Source organism: Idiomarina sp. ST10R2A5 (assembly GCF_051842325.1).
Taxonomy (GTDB): domain Bacteria; phylum Pseudomonadota; class Gammaproteobacteria; order Enterobacterales; family Alteromonadaceae; genus Idiomarina; species Idiomarina abyssalis.
In genome coordinates, this window is record NZ_JBNIEX010000004.1 from 176,361 (window position 1) to 197,320 (window position 20,960).

Annotated in this window: 20 protein-coding genes; 12 read left to right on the top strand and 8 right to left on the bottom strand. The window is 47.8% G+C overall.

The window, feature by feature from the left end; genetic code table 11:
- Positions 1-24: 24 nt before the first annotated feature.
- From ychF to lolB, 6 genes are all read right to left on the bottom strand, one after another.
- A complete protein-coding gene (gene ychF, locus ACP7FG_RS07070; protein WP_054487137.1) occupies positions 25-1,116 on the bottom strand; it encodes a redox-regulated ATPase YchF in 1,092 nt (363 codons plus the stop codon).
- A gap of 6 nt (positions 1,117-1,122) precedes the next feature.
- On the bottom strand, positions 1,123-1,719 hold the full coding sequence (pth, locus tag ACP7FG_RS07075; RefSeq protein ID WP_199494751.1) for an aminoacyl-tRNA hydrolase: 597 nt from the start codon (positions 1,717-1,719) through the stop codon (positions 1,123-1,125).
- Between the two features lie 14 nt (positions 1,720-1,733).
- Positions 1,734-2,402: a 50S ribosomal protein L25/general stress protein Ctc gene (locus ACP7FG_RS07080; protein ID WP_199494750.1), complete on the bottom strand. Its 669-nt coding sequence runs from the start codon at positions 2,400-2,402 to the stop codon at positions 1,734-1,736.
- 139 nt (positions 2,403-2,541) lie between these two features.
- A complete protein-coding gene (locus tag ACP7FG_RS07085) occupies positions 2,542-3,489 on the bottom strand; it encodes a ribose-phosphate pyrophosphokinase (protein WP_199494749.1) in 948 nt (315 codons plus the stop codon).
- 15 nt (positions 3,490-3,504) lie between these two features.
- Positions 3,505-4,368 carry a 4-(cytidine 5'-diphospho)-2-C-methyl-D-erythritol kinase gene (ispE, locus tag ACP7FG_RS07090; protein WP_439225947.1) on the bottom strand — a complete coding sequence of 288 codons (864 nt, stop codon included), beginning with the start codon at positions 4,366-4,368 and terminating at the stop codon, positions 3,505-3,507.
- Positions 4,359-4,985 carry a lipoprotein insertase outer membrane protein LolB gene (gene lolB, locus ACP7FG_RS07095; protein WP_439225948.1) on the bottom strand — a complete coding sequence of 209 codons (627 nt, stop codon included), beginning with the start codon at positions 4,983-4,985 and terminating at the stop codon, positions 4,359-4,361. The genes ispE and lolB overlap by 10 nt, the downstream gene beginning before the upstream one ends.
- Positions 4,986-5,117: 132 nt before the next feature.
- Between lolB and hemA the strand changes: the two genes are divergently transcribed.
- The 10 genes from hemA to ACP7FG_RS07145 all read left to right on the top strand — a co-directional run bounded on the left by hemA (position 5,118) and on the right by ACP7FG_RS07145 (position 16,988).
- Entirely contained in the window at positions 5,118-6,389 is a 1,272-nt protein-coding gene (gene hemA / locus ACP7FG_RS07100) for a glutamyl-tRNA reductase (protein ID WP_054487150.1), read from the top strand.
- A 4-nt stretch (positions 6,390-6,393) separates the two neighbouring features.
- Complete coding sequence (prfA, locus tag ACP7FG_RS07105; protein WP_404813274.1) at positions 6,394-7,488, top strand: peptide chain release factor 1; 1,095 nt, start codon at positions 6,394-6,396, stop codon at positions 7,486-7,488.
- Entirely contained in the window at positions 7,485-8,330 is an 846-nt protein-coding gene (prmC, locus tag ACP7FG_RS07110; RefSeq protein WP_054487155.1) for a peptide chain release factor N(5)-glutamine methyltransferase, read from the top strand. Before prfA ends, prmC begins: the two co-directional genes overlap by 4 nt.
- Positions 8,331-8,332: 2 nt before the next feature.
- Complete coding sequence (locus ACP7FG_RS07115; RefSeq protein ID WP_054487157.1) at positions 8,333-9,805, top strand: DUF3369 domain-containing protein; 1,473 nt, start codon at positions 8,333-8,335, stop codon at positions 9,803-9,805.
- A gap of 21 nt (positions 9,806-9,826) precedes the next feature.
- On the top strand, positions 9,827-10,201 hold the full coding sequence (locus tag ACP7FG_RS07120; protein WP_054487160.1) for a SirB2 family protein: 375 nt from the start codon (positions 9,827-9,829) through the stop codon (positions 10,199-10,201).
- A gap of 15 nt (positions 10,202-10,216) precedes the next feature.
- A complete protein-coding gene (locus ACP7FG_RS07125; RefSeq protein ID WP_199494746.1) occupies positions 10,217-11,488 on the top strand; it encodes a DUF819 family protein in 1,272 nt (423 codons plus the stop codon).
- Between the two features lie 15 nt (positions 11,489-11,503).
- Positions 11,504-12,346 carry a 3-deoxy-8-phosphooctulonate synthase gene (kdsA, locus tag ACP7FG_RS07130; RefSeq protein ID WP_054487165.1) on the top strand — a complete coding sequence of 281 codons (843 nt, stop codon included), beginning with the start codon at positions 11,504-11,506 and terminating at the stop codon, positions 12,344-12,346.
- A 10-nt stretch (positions 12,347-12,356) separates the two neighbouring features.
- Positions 12,357-13,844, top strand: coding sequence for a TrkH family potassium uptake protein (locus tag ACP7FG_RS07135; protein WP_439226035.1), 1,488 nt, complete (start codon positions 12,357-12,359; stop codon positions 13,842-13,844).
- Between the two features lie 114 nt (positions 13,845-13,958).
- Positions 13,959-14,585 carry a TetR/AcrR family transcriptional regulator gene (locus ACP7FG_RS07140; RefSeq protein WP_054487168.1) on the top strand — a complete coding sequence of 209 codons (627 nt, stop codon included), beginning with the start codon at positions 13,959-13,961 and terminating at the stop codon, positions 14,583-14,585.
- A gap of 63 nt (positions 14,586-14,648) precedes the next feature.
- Positions 14,649-16,988 (top strand): acyl-CoA dehydrogenase, encoded by a 2,340-nt coding sequence (locus ACP7FG_RS07145; RefSeq protein ID WP_439225949.1) that lies wholly within the window; start codon positions 14,649-14,651, stop codon positions 16,986-16,988.
- A 19-nt stretch (positions 16,989-17,007) separates the two neighbouring features.
- Here the strand turns inward: ACP7FG_RS07145 and ACP7FG_RS07150 are convergent, their stop codons facing one another.
- Positions 17,008-18,348, bottom strand: coding sequence for a S41 family peptidase (locus ACP7FG_RS07150; protein ID WP_439225950.1), 1,341 nt, complete (start codon positions 18,346-18,348; stop codon positions 17,008-17,010).
- 133 nt (positions 18,349-18,481) lie between these two features.
- Between ACP7FG_RS07150 and nagZ the strand changes: the two genes are divergently transcribed.
- Complete coding sequence (gene nagZ, locus ACP7FG_RS07155; RefSeq protein WP_199494743.1) at positions 18,482-19,474, top strand: beta-N-acetylhexosaminidase; 993 nt, start codon at positions 18,482-18,484, stop codon at positions 19,472-19,474.
- A gap of 11 nt (positions 19,475-19,485) precedes the next feature.
- On the opposite strand, the gene queC is transcribed toward nagZ, so the two are convergent.
- Complete coding sequence (queC, locus tag ACP7FG_RS07160; RefSeq protein WP_439225951.1) at positions 19,486-20,142, bottom strand: 7-cyano-7-deazaguanine synthase QueC; 657 nt, start codon at positions 20,140-20,142, stop codon at positions 19,486-19,488.
- Between the two features lie 62 nt (positions 20,143-20,204).
- Between queC and queE the strand changes: the two genes are divergently transcribed.
- The gene (queE, locus tag ACP7FG_RS07165; protein WP_439225952.1) at positions 20,205-20,876 is read left to right on the top strand and encodes a 7-carboxy-7-deazaguanine synthase QueE; all 672 of its coding nucleotides are present in this window, start codon (positions 20,205-20,207) and stop codon (positions 20,874-20,876) included.
- Positions 20,877-20,960: the final 84 nt, after the last annotated feature.

Below are 20,960 nucleotides of genomic sequence, written 5' to 3' on the forward strand. Positions count from 1 at the left end.
TGTGCGAGCCACCAATTGCTCTTATTAAACGTTAAAGCGGAAGTGAATAACATCGCCGTCTTTAACGATGTACTCTTTTCCTTCTAAACGCCATTTACCAGCATCTTTTGCACCTTGCTCACCATTGTTGGCAATGTAGTCGTCATATCCAACGATTTCGGCACGAATAAAGCCTTTTTCAAAATCGGTGTGAATTCGCCCGGCTGCCTGAGGTGCTGTTGAGCCTACTTTCACTGTCCAGGCGCGAACTTCTTTTACGCCGGCAGTGAAGTATGTGTGCAGGTTTAATAGCTCGTAGCCACCACGAATAACGCGGTTCAAACCTGGCTCGTCCTGACCCAGTTCGCTCAAAAACTCTTCTTTGTCAGCTTCGTCCAGTTCGGCTATTTCTGATTCAATAGCAGCACACACGGGAACAACAACAGCGTTTTCGGTTGCCGCAATTTCACGTACTTTATCCAGGTGTGGGTTGTTTTCAAAACCGTCTTCGTTGACGTTGGCAATGTACATGGTTGGCTTTAAAGTCAGCAAGTTGTAAGAGCGAATGGTTGCACGCTCATCTTTGCTGAGCTCTACAGAGCGGGCCATTTTACCTTCATCAAGTGCCGGCTTGAGTTTCTCCAGTACCGCAATTTCTGCTTTGGCCTGTGCGTCACCACCTTTCGCTTTTTTACTCAGACGGTACAAAGACTTATCAACAGAGTCTAAGTCGGCGAGTGCCAATTCGGTGTTAATGGTGTCGATGTCATCAGCAGGATCAATTCCACCGCTGACATGCACAATATTGTCGTCTTCAAAGCAGCGCACGACATGACCAATAGCGTCGGTTTCGCGGATGTTTGCTAAAAACTGGTTACCTAAACCTTCACCTTTTGAAGCGCCTTTAACTAACCCGGCGATATCAACAAATTCCATGGTTGTTGGAATCACGCGCTCGGGATTGACGATAGCGGCTAATTTATCCAGGCGAGGATCAGGAACAGGAACGACACCCGTATTTGGTTCGATGGTACAGAATGGAAAGTTTGCAGCTTCAATGCCTGCTTTTGTCAGTGCGTTGAAAAGTGTGGATTTACCCACGTTTGGTAAACCAACGATACCACATCGAAATCCCATGAGAATTTAGCCTTTCTGTTCAGGGCGGTAGCTGTGCAGACGCTGCAGTGCAGGTCCCCAGCCGTCCACCATTAATGTGTCGATACTGCGGCTGGCTTCATCGATACAATCATCGATAAGCCGCTGTTCATTTGCTGAGGCTTTGCCTAAAACAAAACCCGTAACTTTCGTTTTATCGCCCGGGTGGCCAATACCAATGCGCAGTCGCATAAAGTCCTGGCTGCCCGTCTGGGCAATAATGTCTTTAATTCCGTTGTGCCCGCCGGCACCTCCACCTTTCTTAAACTTTGCAACGCCAGGGGGTAAGTCGAGCTCATCGTATGCCACTAGTATTTCGTTAGCCGGTATTTTATAAAAGTTAGCCAGCGCCGCCACAGAGAAACCGCTGCGGTTCATAAAATTTTGTGGTAGTACAATGCGAAGATCATGAGCGCCTTGCTGCCAGCGTCCAATCAGGGCTTTGCTTTTTGTATCAGGGGAAAGTGTAATTGCGTGGCGTCTGCAGAAGTCTTCGACTAACCAGAAACCAGCGTTGTGGCGAGTTCGTTCATACTCGGGGCCCGGATTACCCAGGCCCACAAGTAGTTTTACTTCAGTTCCCATAACAGGAGACTGACTTACTCTTCGTCAGCGTCGTCTTTGCTGTTTTCAGCAGGAACGTCGCCAGGTGCTACTGTATCTTCTTCGGTCTCTTCTTTCTCGACACGAGGAGCAGTAATAGATACAACCGCCTGGTCGTGATCATCACCTTTAGTCAGTTCAACTAACTCAACGCCTTTAGGCAGTTTTAAGTCAGTCAGGTGAATAGTGTCACCAACGCTGAGTTCAGCAATATCAACTTCCAGGTACTCTGGTAAGTCTTTAGGCAATACAGTGATTTCCACATCGTTGACGTGGTGAACAACAACACCGCCTTCTTCTTTAACACCCTTCGCAGTTGTCTCGTTTAAGAAATGCAGAGGTAAGTTAGTGTGAAGTTTGTGGCCTTTCTCAACGCGCTGGAAATCCAGGTGAGTCAATTTTGGCTTATACGGGTGACGCTGCATATCTTTAAGGATTGCCTGATGCTTCTTACCATCAAACTCCAGCGTCAAAATGTGCGAATAAAAGGCTTCGAAGTCAGCCATGTTATTCACTTTGTTGTGGTCCAGTTCTAGTGCTACTGGCTCACCTTTACCACCATATAAAATTGCTGGTACTTTGTCCGCGTGACGCAGGCGGCGGCTCGCACCTTTCCCCTTGTCCGTACGGACGGTAGCTTTGATGTTAAAATCTAATTCAGCCATGATGTGGCCTCTCAATGTTTAAAGTTTTTTATTTGTCAGCACTCGCGACCAAGAGCTGACCCAGAAACTTAGAAACCGACAACGTGGCCGGTTTCTAAGGGCGCGCAATACTAGCACTGAGCGGGATTAATTACAACAATCAGTACTCGAACATTGCGGAAATGGACTCTTCATTACTTACTCGGCGAAGTGCCTCTGATAACATACCAGACAACGTCAGTTGGCTGACTTTACCGGTTGCTTTCATAGCGTCGCTTAGCGGCACGCTGTCTGTCACAATCACTTCATCAATATCTGAGTCTTTGATGTTCTCTACGGCATTGCCTGAGAATACCGGGTGAGTTGCATAAGCGAACACACGTTTAGCGCCATGTGACTTCAATGCTTCTGCGGCTTTACACAAGGTTCCGCCGGTATCGATCATGTCATCAACAATGATGCAGTCACGGCCTTTAACGTCACCAATAATATGCATAACCTGCGATACGTTAGCAGAAGGGCGGCGCTTATCGATGATGGCTAAGTCAGTGTCATTCATAAGCTTGGCAAAAGCACGAGCACGGACGACGCCACCGATATCGGGAGAAACAACAACTGGGTTGTCAAAGTTTTGCTGACGCATGTGCTCTAATAACACCGGTGTTCCGAAAACGTTATCGACAGGCACATCGAAAAAGCCCTGAATTTGTTCAGCGTGTAAATCTACAGTCAACACGCGGTCAACACCAACGCTTGATAAGAAGTCTGCAACGACCTTTGCCGTAATTGGAACTCGAGCTGAACGGACCCGGCGATCCTGGCGAGCATAGCCAAAATAAGGCATAACGGCAGTGATACGGCCTGCTGATGCACGACGCAGTGCATCGACCATCACAATGAGTTCCATCAGGTTGTCATTGGTCGGAGCGCAAGTAGATTGAAGAATAAAGACGTCGGAACCGCGGACGTTTTCGTTAATAGCGACGCTAATTTCGCCGTCACTAAAGCGACCAACGGATGCTTCACCAAGTTTGATATAAAGGCGATCGGCGATTTTCTGGGCTAGCTCCGGAGTGGCGTTGCCGGCGAAAAGTTTCATGTCAGGCACAACATACCTCGACTTTTATTGGGTTAATGTCTGGATAAGTGGTGAACGGTTCTGGCCTTGAGCGATAAATGAGCGTAACCCTTTAGGGACATGCTGCTGCGCTTCCTTTGCGGCTTGCCTTGTTTCAAATGAAGAAAAAAGACATGCTCCACTGCCAGTGAGCCGAGTCGGAGCGTATTCTAGCAAGGCACGACGCAACATAGCAACTTCGGTGTGTAGATCGCAGACCACTGGCTCAAATACATTAGTGACGTTTTGAGCGTCCCAGTTTTGGGCACTAACAACCGCGCAGTCTCGTTTTAGCTGTGGGTGAGAAAACAGCTCAGCTGTGCTTATGGAAACTTCGGGTTTTACCACTAAATACCAAAGTTCCGGTGGTGATACGTCGGTAAAAATATCGCCGATACCTTCGGCAAAGCATGCCTGCCCATGAATGAATACGGGAACATCTGCACCGAGCTTTCCACCAATTTTCTGCAACTCAGAAGATGAAAAATGACTGCCCCATAGGCGGTTTAATCCAACTAAAGCAGTCGCAGCATTGGATGAACCTCCGCCCAGACCTGCACCTTGCGGCAGGTGTTTTATCAACTCAATAGTACAACCCGGTAGTTGCTCAATGCCTTTTTCTTTGTATGCCTGCTTGAGTGTTGCCCAAGCCTTCCAAACCAAGTTTTCCTGTTCCGGTATTTGACTACCTTCATCAATTAAACGGAACTGCCCGTCAGTTTTGTCCGGGTGAAACTTAAGGGTGTCGCCATAGTCCAGAAACTGAAATACGGTTTGCAGATTGTGATACCCGTCCGGACGACGACCTGTAATGTGCAAAAACAGATTCAATTTTGCCGGTGCAGGGAGTGTTAATGTCGTTACTGCCATTGATTCACTTGCACCTTGATTAAGAGGTTTGAACTTTCTAAGTGTATTTGTTCGGGCAGGGTGAGCGTTTGGCTCTTACTTTGGTCGTAAAACCAGTTTATCTGCCAGTCTTGCCCCTGGTTAAACACCCGGGACTGAGACAGAGTGCCGTCGTTATGATAGCGGACAGCTTTCAGTGCTACAGTTTTTTTACCTATAACCCAGTTATGCAGCTGCTCAAAAGGAACGCTTGCACCGAGTAATTGGTAAAGCAGAGCATCGGCCGAAGGCGCCCATCGTTCTTCGTTATCGGAATCGACTAACAGAGCGCCACTGTCATCAATGGTTAATTTCGCTAACTGGCCTTTTAACGGGTGGGAAAAGCGAATGATTTGCTGGTGTGGCAAATAAGCCCAGTTGATATAAAAACTGTCACGCTCTTCTTTCTTTTTCTGGATAATAGCCATGCGGCCACTTAACGACCATTGTTGCAGCTGCTCTAATTCTTGCTGGTGAACTTTAATAACTTGCTGGTTTACCTGAGTACTGCTGCTTTGTTCTGATGGTGTCGGTAGTGCACACCCGCTGAGCAAGGTAATGGCGACTAGATAAACCCAGAAAATTCGGCGTTGAATCATATTTCTCTATTGCTGCAATCGGAATGTCAGTAGTTGACCAGAAAGCGCTGTGACTTTCAATGACTAAGGCTTTCACGTACAATCGGACAACTTAGATTTTGGCCGCGTTGGGATAACGAGTTTCACAGTCAGATGACCATTTCAGCTCTTGGAATTAATCACAAAACAGCATCGGTAGATTTGCGTGAGCAAGTCGCGTTTAGTGCCGAACAGCTCGACACTGCGCTGCAGGCCGTGCGTAACCTTCAAGGCGTTGAAGAAGCGGTTATTGTCTCTACTTGTAATCGTACAGAGCTGTATTGTCGCGGTGAAGTGTCCGGTGACTTGTTATTGGGCTGGCTGACGGGTTTTCATAGCCTGTCTCCTGATGCTCTGGAAAATCACCACTATTTATTCCAGGGCGAACAAGCCATCACCCACCTTATGTCCGTTGCCAGCGGTTTAGACTCTCTGGTGCTTGGCGAACCGCAAATTCTGGGGCAGGTAAAGCAAGCGTATCAGGCCGCTAAACGACAAGCTTCAGTCGGCGGCATTCTCGAGCGTTTGTTCCAGCAAACTTTCCGGGTAGCAAAAACCGTAAGAAATGAAACCGCAGTTGGTCAGAATGCGGTTTCGGTAGCCTATGCTGCTGTTTCTATGGCACGCCATATTTTTGCCAATTTACAGAACTCAAAAGTCTTGCTTATTGGTGCCGGCGATACATCCGAGCTCGTTGCTCAGCATTTAAAGCAGCAAGGTGTCAGCGAAATTATTGTCGCTAACAGAACCTTACAGCGTGCACGTGAAATGGCTGAAAGAGTCGGGGCCACAGCACACAGTTTATCGGAGCTTTCTGAGTTACTACCACAGGCCGATATTGTTGTCAGTTCAACTGCCAGTACTCTGCCTATTGTGGGTAAGGGCAGTATTGAAAAAGCGCTGAAAAAACGCCGTCACAGGCCTATGTTATTGATAGATTTAGCGGTTCCCCGAGATATAGAAGAACAGGTTAACGAACTGGACGACGCCTACCTTTATACCGTGGATGACTTGCAAAGCATTATTAGCGAAAACATTCGTAACCGTGAACAGGCGGCGCGTGAGGCGCAAGTCATTATCCAGCAGCAGACTCAAGAGTTTAATGACTGGCTGAAATCTCTTAACAGTGTTGAGCTTGTGCGAGAGTACCGGACACATACGCGAACTCTGGCCGACGAACAGTTAAAAAAGGCGCTGGCTCAACTTGAGCAGGGTAAAGACCCGGCTGAAGTTCTGCAAAGGTTCAGTCACCGTCTGGTGCAGCAGTTAACGCACAAACCGACAAACTTATTAAAATCTGCCGGCGAAAATAACGATCAATACACGCTGGCCGTTTTGCAACAACTTTGGTCAGAGCCATCCTCTGACCCATCAGAAGGCAAATAAAAACATGTTGAATCCATCCATTGAACGCAAACTAGAAGGCTTAGTTGAGCGTTATCAGGAAGTGCAGGCTTTATTGGGTGAGCCCGATGTGATCAGCGATCAAAACCGTTTCCGTGCTTTATCTCGCGAATATTCTCAACTGGAAGAAGTGGTCGGGTGCTTTGAAGAGTATCGCCAGAACCAGGATGACCAAGCCGCAGCCAAAGATATGGCTGAGGATGATGACGCAGAGATGCGAGAAATGGCGGCAGAAGAGCTTAAGCAAGCCAAAGAAGCAGAAGAAGATCTGGAAAACCGCCTGCAGCTGTTGCTGTTGCCTAAAGACCCGAACGACGACCGTTCCTGCTATTTGGAGATTCGGGCCGGTGCCGGTGGTGATGAAGCTTCAATATTTGCTGGTGACTTATTCCGTATGTACAGCCGTTACGCAGAAAAAAATGGTTGGAAAGTGAATATTGTCAGTGCCAGTGATGGCGAGCACGGCGGTTATAAAGAAATTATTGCGCACATGAGCGGCGACGGTGTTTACGGTCGAATGAAATTTGAATCGGGCGGGCACCGCGTACAACGTGTTCCCGAAACAGAGTCGCAGGGTCGTATTCATACTTCAGCTTGTACCGTAGCGGTGTTGCCGGAAATTCCGGAAGCCGAAGCTGTTGAAATTAACCCGGCCGACTTACGTGTTGATACTTACCGCGCCTCAGGAGCGGGTGGTCAGCACGTTAACCGTACCGATTCAGCCATTCGCCTTACCCACTTACCGACAGGGGTGGTCGTTGAGTGTCAGGAAGAGCGTTCTCAACATAAAAACCGAGCGAAAGCCATGTCGGTTTTGCAGGCAAGAATACAGCGTCTGGAAGACGAAAAACGTCAGGCTGAAGAAGACAGCACGCGTCGTAACTTAGTGGGCAGTGGTGACCGTTCGGAGCGTATCCGTACATACAACTATCCGCAGAGCCGTGTTACAGACCACCGCATTAACCTTACCTTGTACCGATTAGATGAAGTGCTAACCGGCGATATCGACTTAATACTCGATGCAATCATTACTGAGCATCAAGCCGATCAACTGGCGGCGTTGTCTGAAGGACAGCAATGACACTACAGCAGGCGATAATCTGGGGCAGAGAGCAGTTAAGTCAAAGCGAAGACGCGGCTGCTGATGTATCTGCCTTACTTTGTTATGTGTTGAATAAAGAAAAAGCCTATCTTCTGACCTGGCCTGAAAAAGAACTTACGGCTGAGCAGCTTGAGCATTATCGGAGCGTTATTGCAGCTCGCCAGAAGGGGCGTCCGGTGGCTCATATAACCGGTCGCCGCGAGTTTTGGTCACTGATGCTTGAAGTTAACGACAGCACTTTGATCCCCCGGCCTGACACCGAAACCCTGGTTGAAGCCGCCCTTAGCCTGGAGCTTCCTGAAAACGCCCGTGTGCTCGACTTAGGCACAGGAACCGGAGCGGTGGCACTGGCGCTAAAGTCGGAACGACCCGGGTGGCAGGTTATGGCGTGTGACAGCAATGAAGCAGCCGTTGAACTGGCTAAGCGTAATAGTAAAAAATTAGGCTTAGATGTTGATATTTTGTACAGCGACTGGTTTCAATCTGTGCCAAAGTCGCTTAACTTTGACTTGGTGCTATCCAACCCACCTTATATTGATGCTGGCGATCCACATTTAGGCGCAGGGGATGTTAGATTTGAACCCCATACGGCATTAGTTGCAGAAAATAATGGTTTAGCCGATATTGAGACTATTATAAAACAGGCTAATGAACGTTTAGTTGAACAGGGCTGGTTACTACTTGAGCAAGGATGGCAACAGGCAGATAGTGTCGTTGAGCTGTTGTTGAAAAATGGTTATAAAATGATTAACCGTTGGCAGGATTATGCTAGGGTAGAACGAGTTACCGGTGGGAAGAAAGCCAGGGCGGAGAGAGAATAATAATGAGCAATCAGTTTATGTTTGCTGACGAAGCCAGCCAGCAAACCACAAAATTACCGACAGAATACTGGAAAATTCTGATTGTCGACGACGAACCAGAGGTGCACGCCGTAACCAAACTGGCCTTAAACGACTTTAATTTTTTAGGTCGGGGGTTAAAGTTTTACAGTGCTTTTTCTGGTGAAGAAGCGCGGCAATTAATCGATGAACACCCTGATGCGGCAATACTGTTACTGGACGTTGTTATGGAAACAGACGACGCCGGACTGCAGGTGGCGCGCTATATTCGCGAACAGGCAGACAACCACTTTACCCGCATTATTCTGCGAACCGGGCAGCCGGGCCAAGCGCCAGAGCGTACGGTTATCGTTAATTACGATATTAACGACTATAAGTCTAAGACAGAACTTACGGCGCAAAAACTCTTTACCGCAGTCATGTCATCGTTGCGTTCATACCGCGATATTATGTCGATTGACCAAAGCCGTCACGGGCTTGAAAAAATCATCTCAGCTTCTGCGAACCTTTACGCTTTACAGCCAATGAATAGCTTTGTTGATGGTTTAGTGCAACAACTCAGTTGGGTTATTGGCGGGGCAAAGCAGACGCTTTATGCAACGTCTAACGAAGACGGCTCCACCTATAAAGTTCTGGCCGCTCATGGTGAAGACTCGAAAGTTTGTGTCGGGCAAACGTTACGCTCTGTTATCCCGTCAAAAGCTTTGTCAGAACTTGAGCATGTTATTGCGAACCATGGTTCCTATTATGGCGACGACTTCGTGCTTTTATATTGCCGCAGTCACTGTCGTGCACATGGATCCGTTTTGTTTATCGGAGGCTTGTCTCGCCCTCTGACCGCAGACGATCATCACGTTCTTCAATTGTTTTCAGAGAACGTCCAACTGGCACAGGATAACGTCGTGTGCCTGGAAGACTCCGATAAATTCCTGGCGCGCTTAGCCGATCAGCTCATGCTTCACCATGCAAGCCAGTTTAATCGTGTTCTTGAGCAAGACAATGAAGTTCGTTTGACTTACGAAATAGCACAACGGGTTGTTGCAGATGACGCGGAAACGACCGCATTAGCCTGGTCATTGTTCGCACAAGCTCGGCCATTACTTGATTGCGCAACTGATGCCGCAGCTGCCGTAGAAACAACCTGTCAGCAGCGCGTTGCACGTTCACTGAGAGCATTAGCGCATGGTGAGCATGAAGCAACACAGAGTGCCCACAGAGCATTAATAGAAAGACTTGAGCGTTGGGACGGACTGGGTTTGCCGGAAGGTAAACAAGGTTCTGATATCGCAATAAGTACTCAAGTTTTGTTATTAACTGAGCAGCTCCTGGAATGGTGGGAGAGTGGCATCAGCGATGACGATATTACAGTACGGTTGAACGATGAAAAAGGTCGCTACTATTCACCCAAGTTTCTTGATGTAGTGATTAAAGCCCTGCCTGAACTTAGAAAAATTTAATTAAATAATAAGAGGTTACTTGTGTACACTGCTTTTAAACACTTACATGTATTGTTTGTGCTGATTTCGATCAGCCTTTTTTTATTCCGTTTCGTACTGCAATTAATTGACTCGCCATTAGTTAAAAAGAAGTGGTTAAAAATAGTCCCTCACGTTAACGACACCTTATTGCTGCTTAGCGCCGTTGGTATCATGGTGAGCTTAAGTATGTACCCAATTCAGGTTCCCTGGCTAACGGACAAAGTGATAGGTGTGATTGCTTACATTGGCTTTGGCGTATTAGCCATGAAAGGAAAGACAGCTGGCGCTCGCTGGCTTGGGTTTATTGGCGCCTGTGGCTGGATAGCATTTCTGCTGCACGTTGCAATGTCAAAACAAGCACTTATTGCCGGTTAATTTAAGGGAATATTTATGTTGGCGCCTGAATCAGTTGTTTCTCAAACTAATGCGTTAATTACCAACGACGGAGTTGTTGCCGGGTTATTATTTGCAATTCTCGGTTTCGTTTTTTATACCAACACCAGTGAACATCCTGCTTTCAAAAAGTTTTACCGTTTTGTTCCTGCGTTGTTGCTTTGTTATTTTCTGCCGTCTTTATTGAATACCTTTGGTATTGTTGACGGAAACCAGACAGCAGTAACCGATATTGCTATGGATTACCTGTTACCTGCCTGTATGGTTTTACTGACCTTAAGTCTGGATGTTAAAGCCGTTTTAGGTCTTGGTTCTAAGGCTCTTATTCTGTTTTTAACCGGTACCTTCGGTATTGTGATTGGTGGTCCAATTGCTTTGCTACTGGTTTCTACTCTGTTTCCGGAAATGATAGGCGGAGCAGGGCCTGATGCTGTCTGGCGCGGAATGACAACAATTGCCGGAAGCTGGATTGGCGGTGGTGCGAACCAGGCCGCAATGAAAGAAGTGTATGAAGTGGGTGGCGATATTTTTTCCGCCATGGTCACTGTTGATATTATTGTCGCCAACCTCTGGATGGCAGTATTGCTGTATATGGCTGCAAACTCTAAGAAAATAGACGCTCGTACGGGTGCAGATACATCGGCTATCGACAATATTCGCCACAGAGTTGAAAAGTATGAAGCGGAGCATGTCAGAAACCCCAGCCTACGCGACTTGATGCTCATTTTAGCTATTGGCTTTGGTGTTGCTGGCTTGGCGCATTTATTAGCTGACTGGATTGCACCGGCAATAGCGACGAATTACCCGGCATTGAGTAAATTTAGTTTAGACAGTTTATTCTTCTGGGTGATTGTGCTTGCAACTGCTGGCGGTATCGCGCTGTCCTTTACTCGGGCCCGGTCAATGGAAGCTGCCGGCGCTTCGAAAATTGGCTCGGTTTTCGTCTATGTTCTGGTTGCCAGTATTGGCCTGCATATGGATGTCACAAAAATTGTGGAAACCCCGAAGTACTTCTTAATTGGTGCTATCTGGATGATCATTCACGCCGGCTTGATGCTATTAGTGGCAAAACTGTTGCGTGCTCCCGTGTTTTATATGGCTGTTGGCAGTCAGGCGAACGTTGGTGGTGCGGCGTCAGCACCCGTTGTTGCCTCAGCTTTTCATCCTTCATTAGCGCCGGTTGGTGTATTATTAGCGGTAATGGGGTATGCACTCGGAACTTACATGGCGTACTTTGCAGGCCAGATCTTACGTGTTGTTGGTAGCTAATCGCAGGAGTTTAGGATGATCAAAGAATTGCAGCTGGGCGACATTCAAATTGCAAATGACAAGCCTTTTGTTTTATTTGGCGGAATGAATGTGCTGGAGTCCCGTGACTTAGCCCTGCGAATTGCTGAACACTATGTAGAAGTAACCAGCAAACTGGGTATCCCATACGTGTTTAAGGCGTCATTTGATAAAGCTAACCGGTCGTCCATTCATTCATTTCGCGGACCAGGCCTGGAAGAGGGCTTACGCATTTTTGAAGAGGTAAAACAGCAGTTTAACGTGCCTCTTATTACCGACGTCCACGAGCCCCATCAGGCGGCCCCGGTAGCGGAAGTGGTTGATGTATTACAGCTTCCTGCGTTTCTTGCGCGACAGACTGACCTGGTGGTTGCCATGGCGGAAACTGGCGCTATGGTTAACATTAAAAAGCCACAGTTTCTTGCGCCGCATGAAATGAAGCATATCATCAAAAAGTTTGCAGAAGCGGGCAACGAAAAAATCATGTTATGTGAGCGAGGCTCAAGCTTTGGTTACAACAACTTGGTTGTTGATATGCTTGGCATGGATGACATGAAGCCTATGGCTCCGGTTATCTTTGACGCTACTCATGCCTTGCAACGTCCGGGAGGACGAGCTGACTCAGCCGATGGTCGGCGGGCACAGGCTGCACAACTGGCTCGCTCTGGTATGTCATTGGGTATTGCCGGTTTGTTCATTGAAGCTCATCCTAACCCCGATGAAGCCAAGTGCGATGGACCCTGCGCGTTACCTTTACATGCGTTAGAGCCTTATTTGCAGCAAATGAAAGCCATTGACGACTTAGTGAAGTCATTTGCGCCTTTAGATACTTCTAACTGACATTATGTCATTGCAAAGCAATCAATCCTTACGGCAAACGCCGCTTGATAGTCGACAGGCCATTAAGCTACTGCTAAAAGCGGTGGGCGGATTGATTGCGCTGCTTTCTATTGCGCTGCTTGCCCCCTTTGTTATGGCGGTTGTCAGCGGCGAGAAAGAGCAGTGGACCTATTTAACGCTCTCTATTATTGGCTTGGTTGTTGGCTTGGTTTTATTTCTGCAACCAGCTGGTGACGCTAAGCTAAGAGCGCGACAAGTCTTCTTGCTGACCACGTTGTGTTGGGTGTCAGCCAGCTTATTCGCAACCTTGCCTTTTATTTTTGCGAAGCCTTATCTCGATTTCTCAAGCGCCTGGTTTGAAGCCATGTCGGCTATTACCACAACCGGTGCAACGGTTATTTCAGGGTTGGATGATCTACCCGCCAGTGTACTGTTGTGGCGCGCTATGCTGCAGTGGTTAGGTGGTATTGGAATCATCGTTATGGCGATGGCAATTTTACCCTTCCTGCAAGTTGGTGGTATGCGCCTTTTCCAGGCTGAATCATCCGATATGTCGGGTAAGTTTATGCCGCGCTCAAGCCATATGGTCATGGCAATAGGGCGAGTGTATCTCATATTAACGGCGGCTGTTATTGGTCTGTATTTAATTGGCGGAATGGGCAGTTTTGATGCTTTTGTCCACGGCATGACCACTATAGCTACAGCGGGTTTCTCAAACTATGATGCCTCTTTTGGGCACTTTTCTGATACCCCGTTCCTGGTTATAACGGGCACCATTTTTATGGTGGCAGGGGCACTTCCTTTTGTGCTTTATATACGGTTGCTGAAAAGAGACTTTGAACCGCTCTGGAAAGATACTCAGGTGCGTGCTTTTATAACTTTCCTGCTTATTGCTATTGCGCTGATTACTTTGGTGCAAATAGCCAAAGGCCGGGAGTTCGGCGATGCGTTAATGCACACAGCTTTTAACGTGGTGTCGGTGGTAACAACAACGGGGTACGCAACAGAAGACTACGGAAGCTGGGGAAGCTGGTCGTTAATGGTCTTCTTCTATTTGATGTTTATTGGTGGTTGTACCGGCTCAACTTCCGGTGGCATGAAAATTTTCCGTTTTCAGTTGTCACAACTTTTATTGAGAAAGCAGTTTAGCCAGTTAATTCATCCTAACCTGGTGAGTGTTCAAACTTATCAGGAGCGTCGGGTTAACGACTCGTTACTGGGCTCTATGGTCGCCTTCTGTTTTATGTACTTTCTTCTCATTGCCGTTATAGCACTTGGTTTGTCGCTATTTGACCTCGACTTTTTGACAGCAATATCTGGTGCAGCTACTGCGGTTGGTAACGTTGGGCCCGGTTTAGGTGAAATTATAGGCCCGGCAGGTAACTTCGCGAGCCTGGACGGCGGTGCTAAATTGTTGCTTATTTTCGCAATGTTAGCCGGCCGTCTTGAAATTATGACCGTACTTATTCTGTTCCACCGTCATTACTGGCGGCATTAAATCTTATGCAATTAAGTTTACGCGGCAGATCAAAATAAATTCAGCGAACACTTGCACGCTGAAACGACATGAATTAGATTAAACGCATGTTTAAATCATGCGTTTATTTATTTCATGGCAGCACGCATTTCGACTCAAAAGAAAATACTCAACGCCGCAGAAATGCTTTTTTCCAGAGATGGATTTGAGCAAACCTCTTTACGGCAAATCACGCAGGAGGCGGGGGTTAACCTTGCCTCTGTCAATTATCACTTTGGTTCAAAAAAAGCGCTTATTCAAGCGGTAATGGCACGCTATTTAGTTATTTTTATGCCCGTTTTGGAAGAGCAGCTGCAACAGGCTGAACAGCAAAGCGAGTTAAAAACAGAAGAACTGTTTAAGCGTTTCAAAATACCGCTGGCAAAGTTAACTGAGGTTAATAAACAAGGGCCGGATATCTTTTTAAGATTACTCGGCTTTGCTTATTCTGAAATTCAGGGGCATTTGCGCAAATATACTCAGCAAGAGTTTGGTGGTGTATTGCAGCATTTATTAGCTCTGTTAAAGCGCGCAAATCCACATTTAGATGAGCAACAAATGTTTTGGCGTCTACACTTTATATTAGGCGCCGCCGTTTTTGCTCAAGTATCGGGGCAGGCTTTAATTGAAATTGCTCAGTCGGAATTTAATGAAAAGGTTGAGGCGCAGGACGTCATTGATCAGCTCATACCTTTTGTTTCCGGCGGGCTTGAAGAAGCGTAAAGATACCGTTGTAAGTTCGAGATTTGACGACACTTTTATTGTGATGGTGCACTGGAGATAACCATGGAAATTTTTATTCTGTTAGTGGTTTTAGTGGTACTGGTGTTTGCAGTCGGAGATATCCGTCGCAGCCTGGTAACTAAACCGGTTTTTGCTATTTTTAAGCGCATTTTGCCGCCTATGTCGGATACCGAGCGCGAAGCTATGGAAGCGGGTGACGTTTGGTGGGACGGCGAGCTGTTCAGTGGCCGTCCGGACTGGCAGAAGCTGTTGGATGTGCCCGAGCCAAAACTGACCGCTGAAGAACAGGCGTTTGTCGATAACCAGCTGGCAAAACTGATGGATATGCTGGACGATTTTAAAATTGTGCAGCAGGACCGTGACTTACCCAAACAAGTTTGGGATTACCTGCGTAAAGAACGTTTCTTCGCCATGATTATTGGCAAAGACCACGGTGGTCTGGATTTTACTCCTGCGGCAAACTCTTACATTGTTTCGAAAATTGCCAGCCGCTCTATCAGTGCGGCGGTATCGGTCATGGTGCCTAACTCCTTAGGTCCGGGTGAGTTACTGACTCACTATGGTACAAAAGATCAAAAAGACTATTGGCTACCGCGCCTTGCGGACGGAACAGACATTCCTTGTTTTGCACTGACTGGACCTGAGGCTGGCTCCGACGCGGGTGCTATTCCAGATGAGGGCATCATTTGCAAAGGCGAGCATGAAGGCAAAGAAGTTGTCGGTATTCGTCTTAATTGGTCTAAGCGCTACATTACACTGGCTCCGTCAGCAACCGTCTTGGGTTTGGCTTTTAAACTCTATGACCCCGAAGCGCTTTTAGGCAGTAAAAAAGAAATTGGTATTACTTGTGCGTTAATTCCTACTTCGCATAAAGGCGTTGAAATTGGCGACCGCCATTTCCCGCTGAACCAGGCTTTCCTTAACGGTACAACCTTTGGTAAAGACGTTTTCATTCCGCTGGACTGGATTATTGGTGGTGCGGATTACGCTGGTAAAGGCTGGCGTATGTTGGTCGAATGTCTGTCGGCTGGCCGTGGTATTTCTTTACCGGCCTTGGCTACGGCGTCGGGCCACGTTACCCAGCGTATGACCGGTGCTTATGCTTACGTTCGTCAGCAGTTTGGTATGCCCATTGGTATGTTTGAAGGCGTTCAGTCATCAATGGGTAAAATTGGTGGTACCAACTACATTCTGGAATCAACACGCCGACTGACTATTTCTGCATTATGTCAGGGGCAGAGCCCGTCTGTTGTTACGGCCATGACCAAGTACCATATGACCGAAATGGGGCGTGAAGTACTTGAACACGCCATGGATATTCATGCCGGTAAAGGCATTCAGTTAGGTCCGCATAACTATTTGGGTCATGCGTACATGGCAACACCGGTATCCATTACCGTTGAAGGCGCGAATATTCTGACTCGTAATTTGATGATATTTGGTCAGGGGGCAACGCGTTGTCACCCTTACGTGTTAAAAGAAATGAAGGCTGCAGCTAACCCGAATGAAGACGAAGGTATGCGCGAGTTTGATAGCCTGTTACTGAAGCACATTGGTTTTGCTGCTAGCAACGTCTTTGGCAGCTTGTGGCTGGGTCTTACTGGTGCTCGTTTTGGTGAATCACCGGTTAGTGGTGAAACGGCGCACTATTACCGCAAGCTGGGCCGTATGAGCCGGGGTCTTGCACTGGCGTCGGACATTTCCATGCTTATGATGGGAGGCGACTTAAAGCGTAAAGAGATGATCTCAGCCCGTTTAGGCGATGTGTTAAGCCACTTGTATATGGCCTCGGCAGTACTTAAGCGCTTTGAAGATGAAGGTCGGCAGGTGGCTGACTTGCCTTACGTTCATTACGCGCTTAAGCACCATTTATTCAGCATTGCTGATGCCTTCTACGGCTTCTTTGACAATTTCCCGAACCGCTTTATGGCGTGGGTAATGCGTATACTGATTTTCCCTCTGGGAAATCACTTCAAAAAGCCATCAGATGAGATCTTACAGAATATCAGCACCAGCATGATGGAGCCGGGTGTTACCCGTGACCGTCACACCTTCTTGTGCTACTGGAAAGACAGCATCGGTGACGCTACCGGACACATGGAAAAAGCGTTCTTGTCTATGCTGGAAATGAAGCCGGTTTATAAAACACTGCGTAAGGCGCAAAAACGTGGTGAGTTATCGTCCAACCTTAATGGTCAGGAACTGGCCGATGCGGCACTGCAAAAAGGCTTAGTCGACAAAGAAACGGCTGATAAGTTGGCTGAAACCGAAGAACTGCGTTTAACCGCTATTGGTGTCGACAGCTTTGCGCCGGGTATTATTGAGAATAATCAGTTCTATACGGCGAAGGGTGACATAAGAAAAGCAGCGGTTAAAGACTAACCGCTGCTAATACGAGTTCTTACTGAATAGACTCGCGCTTATCTTTCATATTGTAGATAGGTGTTACAAAAGAGCGCTTCTGAGCGCTCTTTTTCGTTTCTGCGCTAGCTGAAGCGGCAGGGCAGCTGCCACTGCTGATGTAAGTATTTGCAGCCGCTGTGAGTGGATCCTCAGCGCTACCCCAGTCTCCAACAATTTCGTCCTCAACTGAACAGTTCGGAGCAATACCGTCGTAATATTTGCCTTCACCTTCTGAGTTTACGGTCTCGAAGTTAATCGCAAAGGTGACTTTATCGCACAGCTCTTCGGGCTGTTGGCCTACCGGTTTACCACAGGTGGGTTCACCAACAGTAACAACCTCAATGTGAGGACTCAGGGAGTTAATAATGATTTCTGAAGACGAACAACTGCTACCGGTAGTCAGTACAAATACACGGTCTAAATCTAACTGTTCAACGCCATCGACCAGGCTAAAGTCAATGCTCTGATTATTGCTGCTGTTTTGTTCGTTAAAACGGTATTCCAAAAAGGTTTCACCTTGCACATTTATGCCTGCCGCCTGAGTTGCGACCTGGTTAGCGTAGCGGATCAAACCACCACCGTTGTAGCGAACATCAATGACTAAATGGTTAATACCTTCAGCTGCAAACAAATCAAAGGCATTGTTTAAGTCGTCGCCAGTGCGGTTAATGAAAGAATCTAATGTAAAGTAGCCAACGGTTTCGCCGTCCAGTTGGTAAGTTTGAGCGCCCATAACGGTATTGGTTTCTACTTCAACTTTACTTAGCACTTCAGTTTGTTCTGTGCCGTCAGGCTTTTGCCAGGTAATTTCGCGGCTCAGGCCTTCTTCATTAGGGCCCAGCGCGTCATTAAATTCACCATTAGCAAGCAGTTCAGAAACCGCTACACCCTCAATAGCAATAAGTTCATCGGCGCGGTCAATGCCTGCGGCATCGGCAGGGGAGTCGTCATAGACAAAGCGAAACTTAACGCGGCTTTCACTAATTTGTTCCATAGAGAAGCCAAAGCCGAAGTAGGTAGCGCTGACAAACAGCTGATCGTACTCTTCTTCAGTTAATATGTAGCTGTAGCGGTCCTCCTGTACACGCAGTTCTTCAAGTACCGCATACACATCGTCAAAAGCTTCAGGATCTAAACTGTCCTGCAGTTGGTCAGCCCAAAAATAGTCGTCCTTCATGTATTCGAAAAAGCGCTGATTTTGGTCCTCGACCGAGCAAAAGGCGTAACCATCGTCGTTATTGGTTCCGCCAGAATTGTCCGTACCACCGCTATCTGAACCACCACAGGCAGAAAGGGCCAGAGTAATACCTATGCATAAAAGTGATTTGTCGAGTCTCATACTGCATCTCTTATTGTGTTGTAAAAATGTTAATTTAGCATAAGGAGCGAAAAGATAAACAGGGAACATGGCGTCTTTACTTAACTCATGGCAAACTGCTGACTATTGAAAACCAAACGAGAAAGCCGCTGTTATGGCACAAGTAATGATAGATATTGCGGGCACTGAGCTGACCGCCGAAGACAAAAAACTTCTTGCGGCACCCGCCGTTAACGGCCTTATTTTATTTACACGCAACTTTGCGTCCTTAGAGCAGTTACAGGCGCTGACACGCGAGGCACGAGCGGCCGCCGGCAAACCTTTGCTCATTGCGGTAGACCACGAAGGTGGACGGGTGCAGCGTTTTCGTCAAGGCTTTAGCGCTATTCCTGCTATGGGGTCGCTGCAACAAATAGAAAACGAAGACGAACGACAGCGCGCCGCCCGCGATTTAGGCTGGTTAATGGCCGCAGAGGTTCAGGCCGTAGGTATTGATATTAGCTTTGCACCAGTGCTGGACGTAGACGACTGCAGTGATGTTATTGGTGATCGCGCTTTTTCGGCTGTGCCATCTGAAATTTCTAAACTGGCGTCGTCTTTTATTGAAGGCATGCACGAAGCGGGCATGGCGTGTACCGGTAAACACTTCCCGGGGCATGGCTCCGTTCAGGCGGATTCCCACATTGCCATTCCCGAAGACGACCGTACCTTAGAGCAAATTAGGGCCCATGACTTAAAGCCGTTTTTGTCATTAAGCCAGAAACTGGACGGCATTATGCCGGCCCATGTTATTTACCCGCAAATTGACCCTCAGCCCGCCGGTTTTAGCGAGTTTTGGTTGCAACAAATACTGCGCAGCGAGCTGCAGTTTAATGGCACCATATTTAGTGACGATTTGTCTATGCAGGGCGCTACCGTTGCCGGTGACATGCAGCAACGCGCCGTAGCCGCTCTGAACGCCGGCTGCGACATGATACTGGTGTGTAACGACAGAGCAGGCGCAGTGCAAGTGCTGGACGCTAACTTACCCGCTACCGAGCCAGAAAGCGCACAACGTGTGAATAGAATGCTGATGTCATCGCCAGCGGTTTCGCTGGAAGAGTTAAAACGCACCGAGCGCTGGGAGCAAGCCCAACGCTGGTTGTAGGTTCGTTGCTTTTATTCATAAGGAATGGGGTCTTCCATGCCGTTGGCAGCGAAGGCCTCTAAGCGCTCCTGACAGGCACCGCATTTACCACAGGCTTTGTCGCGGCCGTTATAGCAAGTCCAGGTTTGGCTGTAATCCAGCCCCATTTTCAGGCCGTCGGCTAAAATTGCGTTTTTATCTACATCTAAGTAGGGGGCGTGAACGGCTACCGGGTCGTAGTTCGCCATTTTACTCACTACATCCATTTGGCGTACAAACTCCGGGCGGCAGTCGGGGTAAATAGCGTGGTCACCCGAGTGTGCACCATAGTAAACCGCCGAGGCGTTTTCAGACACGGCGTAACCAATGGCCAGTGACAGCAAAATCATGTTGCGGTTGGGTACTACGGTAGATTTCATTGACTCTTCTTCGTAGTGGCCTTCGGGAATGTCTATGTCGTCGGTAAGTGAACTGCCTGACAGCAGAGAGTTAATAGCGGTAATATCGACAACTTTATGAGATATTCCATGCTGTTTACAGACGTTAGCCGCCACTTCAAGCTCTTTTACATGGCGTTGCCCATAGTTAAACGACAGTGCCAGAACCTCGTTTCCCTCTTGCAGAGCTTTGTGCAAAACGGTAAACGAGTCCATCCCGCCTGAATAAATAACAACGACCTTTTGCGACATGCTGTAACTCCCCGTATAATCCGCATTCATACATTCTAGCCAAAGCCATTTTAACGGAAGCTATGCCTTACCGCATCAACGAAATTTTTGAAACCTTGCAAGGCGAGGGCACCTTTACCGGTGTGCCGTCCATTTTTCTGCGTTTGCAGGGTTGTCCCGTGGGCTGCCCCTGGTGCGATACCCAGCACACATGGGAGACCAACCCAAGTGACCAGATAAGCGTTGAGCGCCTAATGGCAAAAACCGAAGCCACCGCTGAATGGGCTGAAATGACCGCAGAAGACATTATCAGCCGCTTTGAACAAGAAGGTTACACCGCCAAACACGTAGTGATAACCGGCGGCGAACCCGCTATGTTTGACTTGCTGCCGCTTGGCAGCGCCTTAGAAACCAAAGGCTACCAGCTGCAAATAGAAACCAGCGGTACCTTTGAGCTAAAAGTAACAGACAGCACCTGGGTAACGGTGTCGCCCAAACTGGATATGCCCGGCGGCTACCTGGTACGCCCAGACTGCATGGCACGCGCTAACGAAGTAAAGCACCCCGTAGCCATGCAAAAGCACATAGACGCGTTAGATTCCCTTCTAAAACGCTGCCCGCCCAAAGCAGACGCCGTAATTTGCCTGCAACCCATAAGCCAACGGCCACGCGCGACAGAGCTTGCCATGAAAACCTGCATAGCGCGCAACTGGCGCCTTTCCGTGCAGATGCATAAATATCTCAATATTGAGTAAGACATTTGGTACTTTTTCTCTGATTTTTAAGTCCTGCTAGTTTACAGTGAATCGGGATGCATAAATTGTATCTTGAGAAAAGCT

Bases quoted from the DNA above. Each gene is read 5' to 3' on its own strand.
- ychF (WP_054487137.1), bottom strand. From the start codon at position 1,116: ATGGGATTTCGATGTGGTATCGTTGGTTTACCAAACGTGGGTAAATCC.
- pth (WP_199494751.1), bottom strand. From the start codon at position 1,719: ATGGGAACTGAAGTAAAACTACTTGTGGGCCTGGGTAATCCGGGCCCC.
- ACP7FG_RS07080 (WP_199494750.1), bottom strand. From the start codon at position 2,402: ATGGCTGAATTAGATTTTAACATCAAAGCTACCGTCCGTACGGACAAG.
- ispE (WP_439225947.1), bottom strand. From the start codon at position 4,368: ATGGCAGTAACGACATTAACACTCCCTGCACCGGCAAAATTGAATCTG.
- lolB (WP_439225948.1), bottom strand. From the start codon at position 4,985: ATGATTCAACGCCGAATTTTCTGGGTTTATCTAGTCGCCATTACCTTG.
- hemA (WP_054487150.1), top strand. From the start codon at position 5,118: ATGACCATTTCAGCTCTTGGAATTAATCACAAAACAGCATCGGTAGAT.
- prfA (WP_404813274.1), top strand. From the start codon at position 6,394: ATGTTGAATCCATCCATTGAACGCAAACTAGAAGGCTTAGTTGAGCGT.
- prmC (WP_054487155.1), top strand. From the start codon at position 7,485: ATGACACTACAGCAGGCGATAATCTGGGGCAGAGAGCAGTTAAGTCAA.
- ACP7FG_RS07115 (WP_054487157.1), top strand. From the start codon at position 8,333: ATGAGCAATCAGTTTATGTTTGCTGACGAAGCCAGCCAGCAAACCACA.
- ACP7FG_RS07125 (WP_199494746.1), top strand. From the start codon at position 10,217: ATGTTGGCGCCTGAATCAGTTGTTTCTCAAACTAATGCGTTAATTACC.
- kdsA (WP_054487165.1), top strand. From the start codon at position 11,504: ATGATCAAAGAATTGCAGCTGGGCGACATTCAAATTGCAAATGACAAG.
- ACP7FG_RS07140 (WP_054487168.1), top strand. From the start codon at position 13,959: ATGGCAGCACGCATTTCGACTCAAAAGAAAATACTCAACGCCGCAGAA.
- ACP7FG_RS07145 (WP_439225949.1), top strand. From the start codon at position 14,649: ATGGAAATTTTTATTCTGTTAGTGGTTTTAGTGGTACTGGTGTTTGCA.
- ACP7FG_RS07150 (WP_439225950.1), bottom strand. From the start codon at position 18,348: ATGAGACTCGACAAATCACTTTTATGCATAGGTATTACTCTGGCCCTT.
- nagZ (WP_199494743.1), top strand. From the start codon at position 18,482: ATGGCACAAGTAATGATAGATATTGCGGGCACTGAGCTGACCGCCGAA.
- queC (WP_439225951.1), bottom strand. From the start codon at position 20,142: ATGTCGCAAAAGGTCGTTGTTATTTATTCAGGCGGGATGGACTCGTTT.
- queE (WP_439225952.1), top strand. From the start codon at position 20,205: ATGCCTTACCGCATCAACGAAATTTTTGAAACCTTGCAAGGCGAGGGC.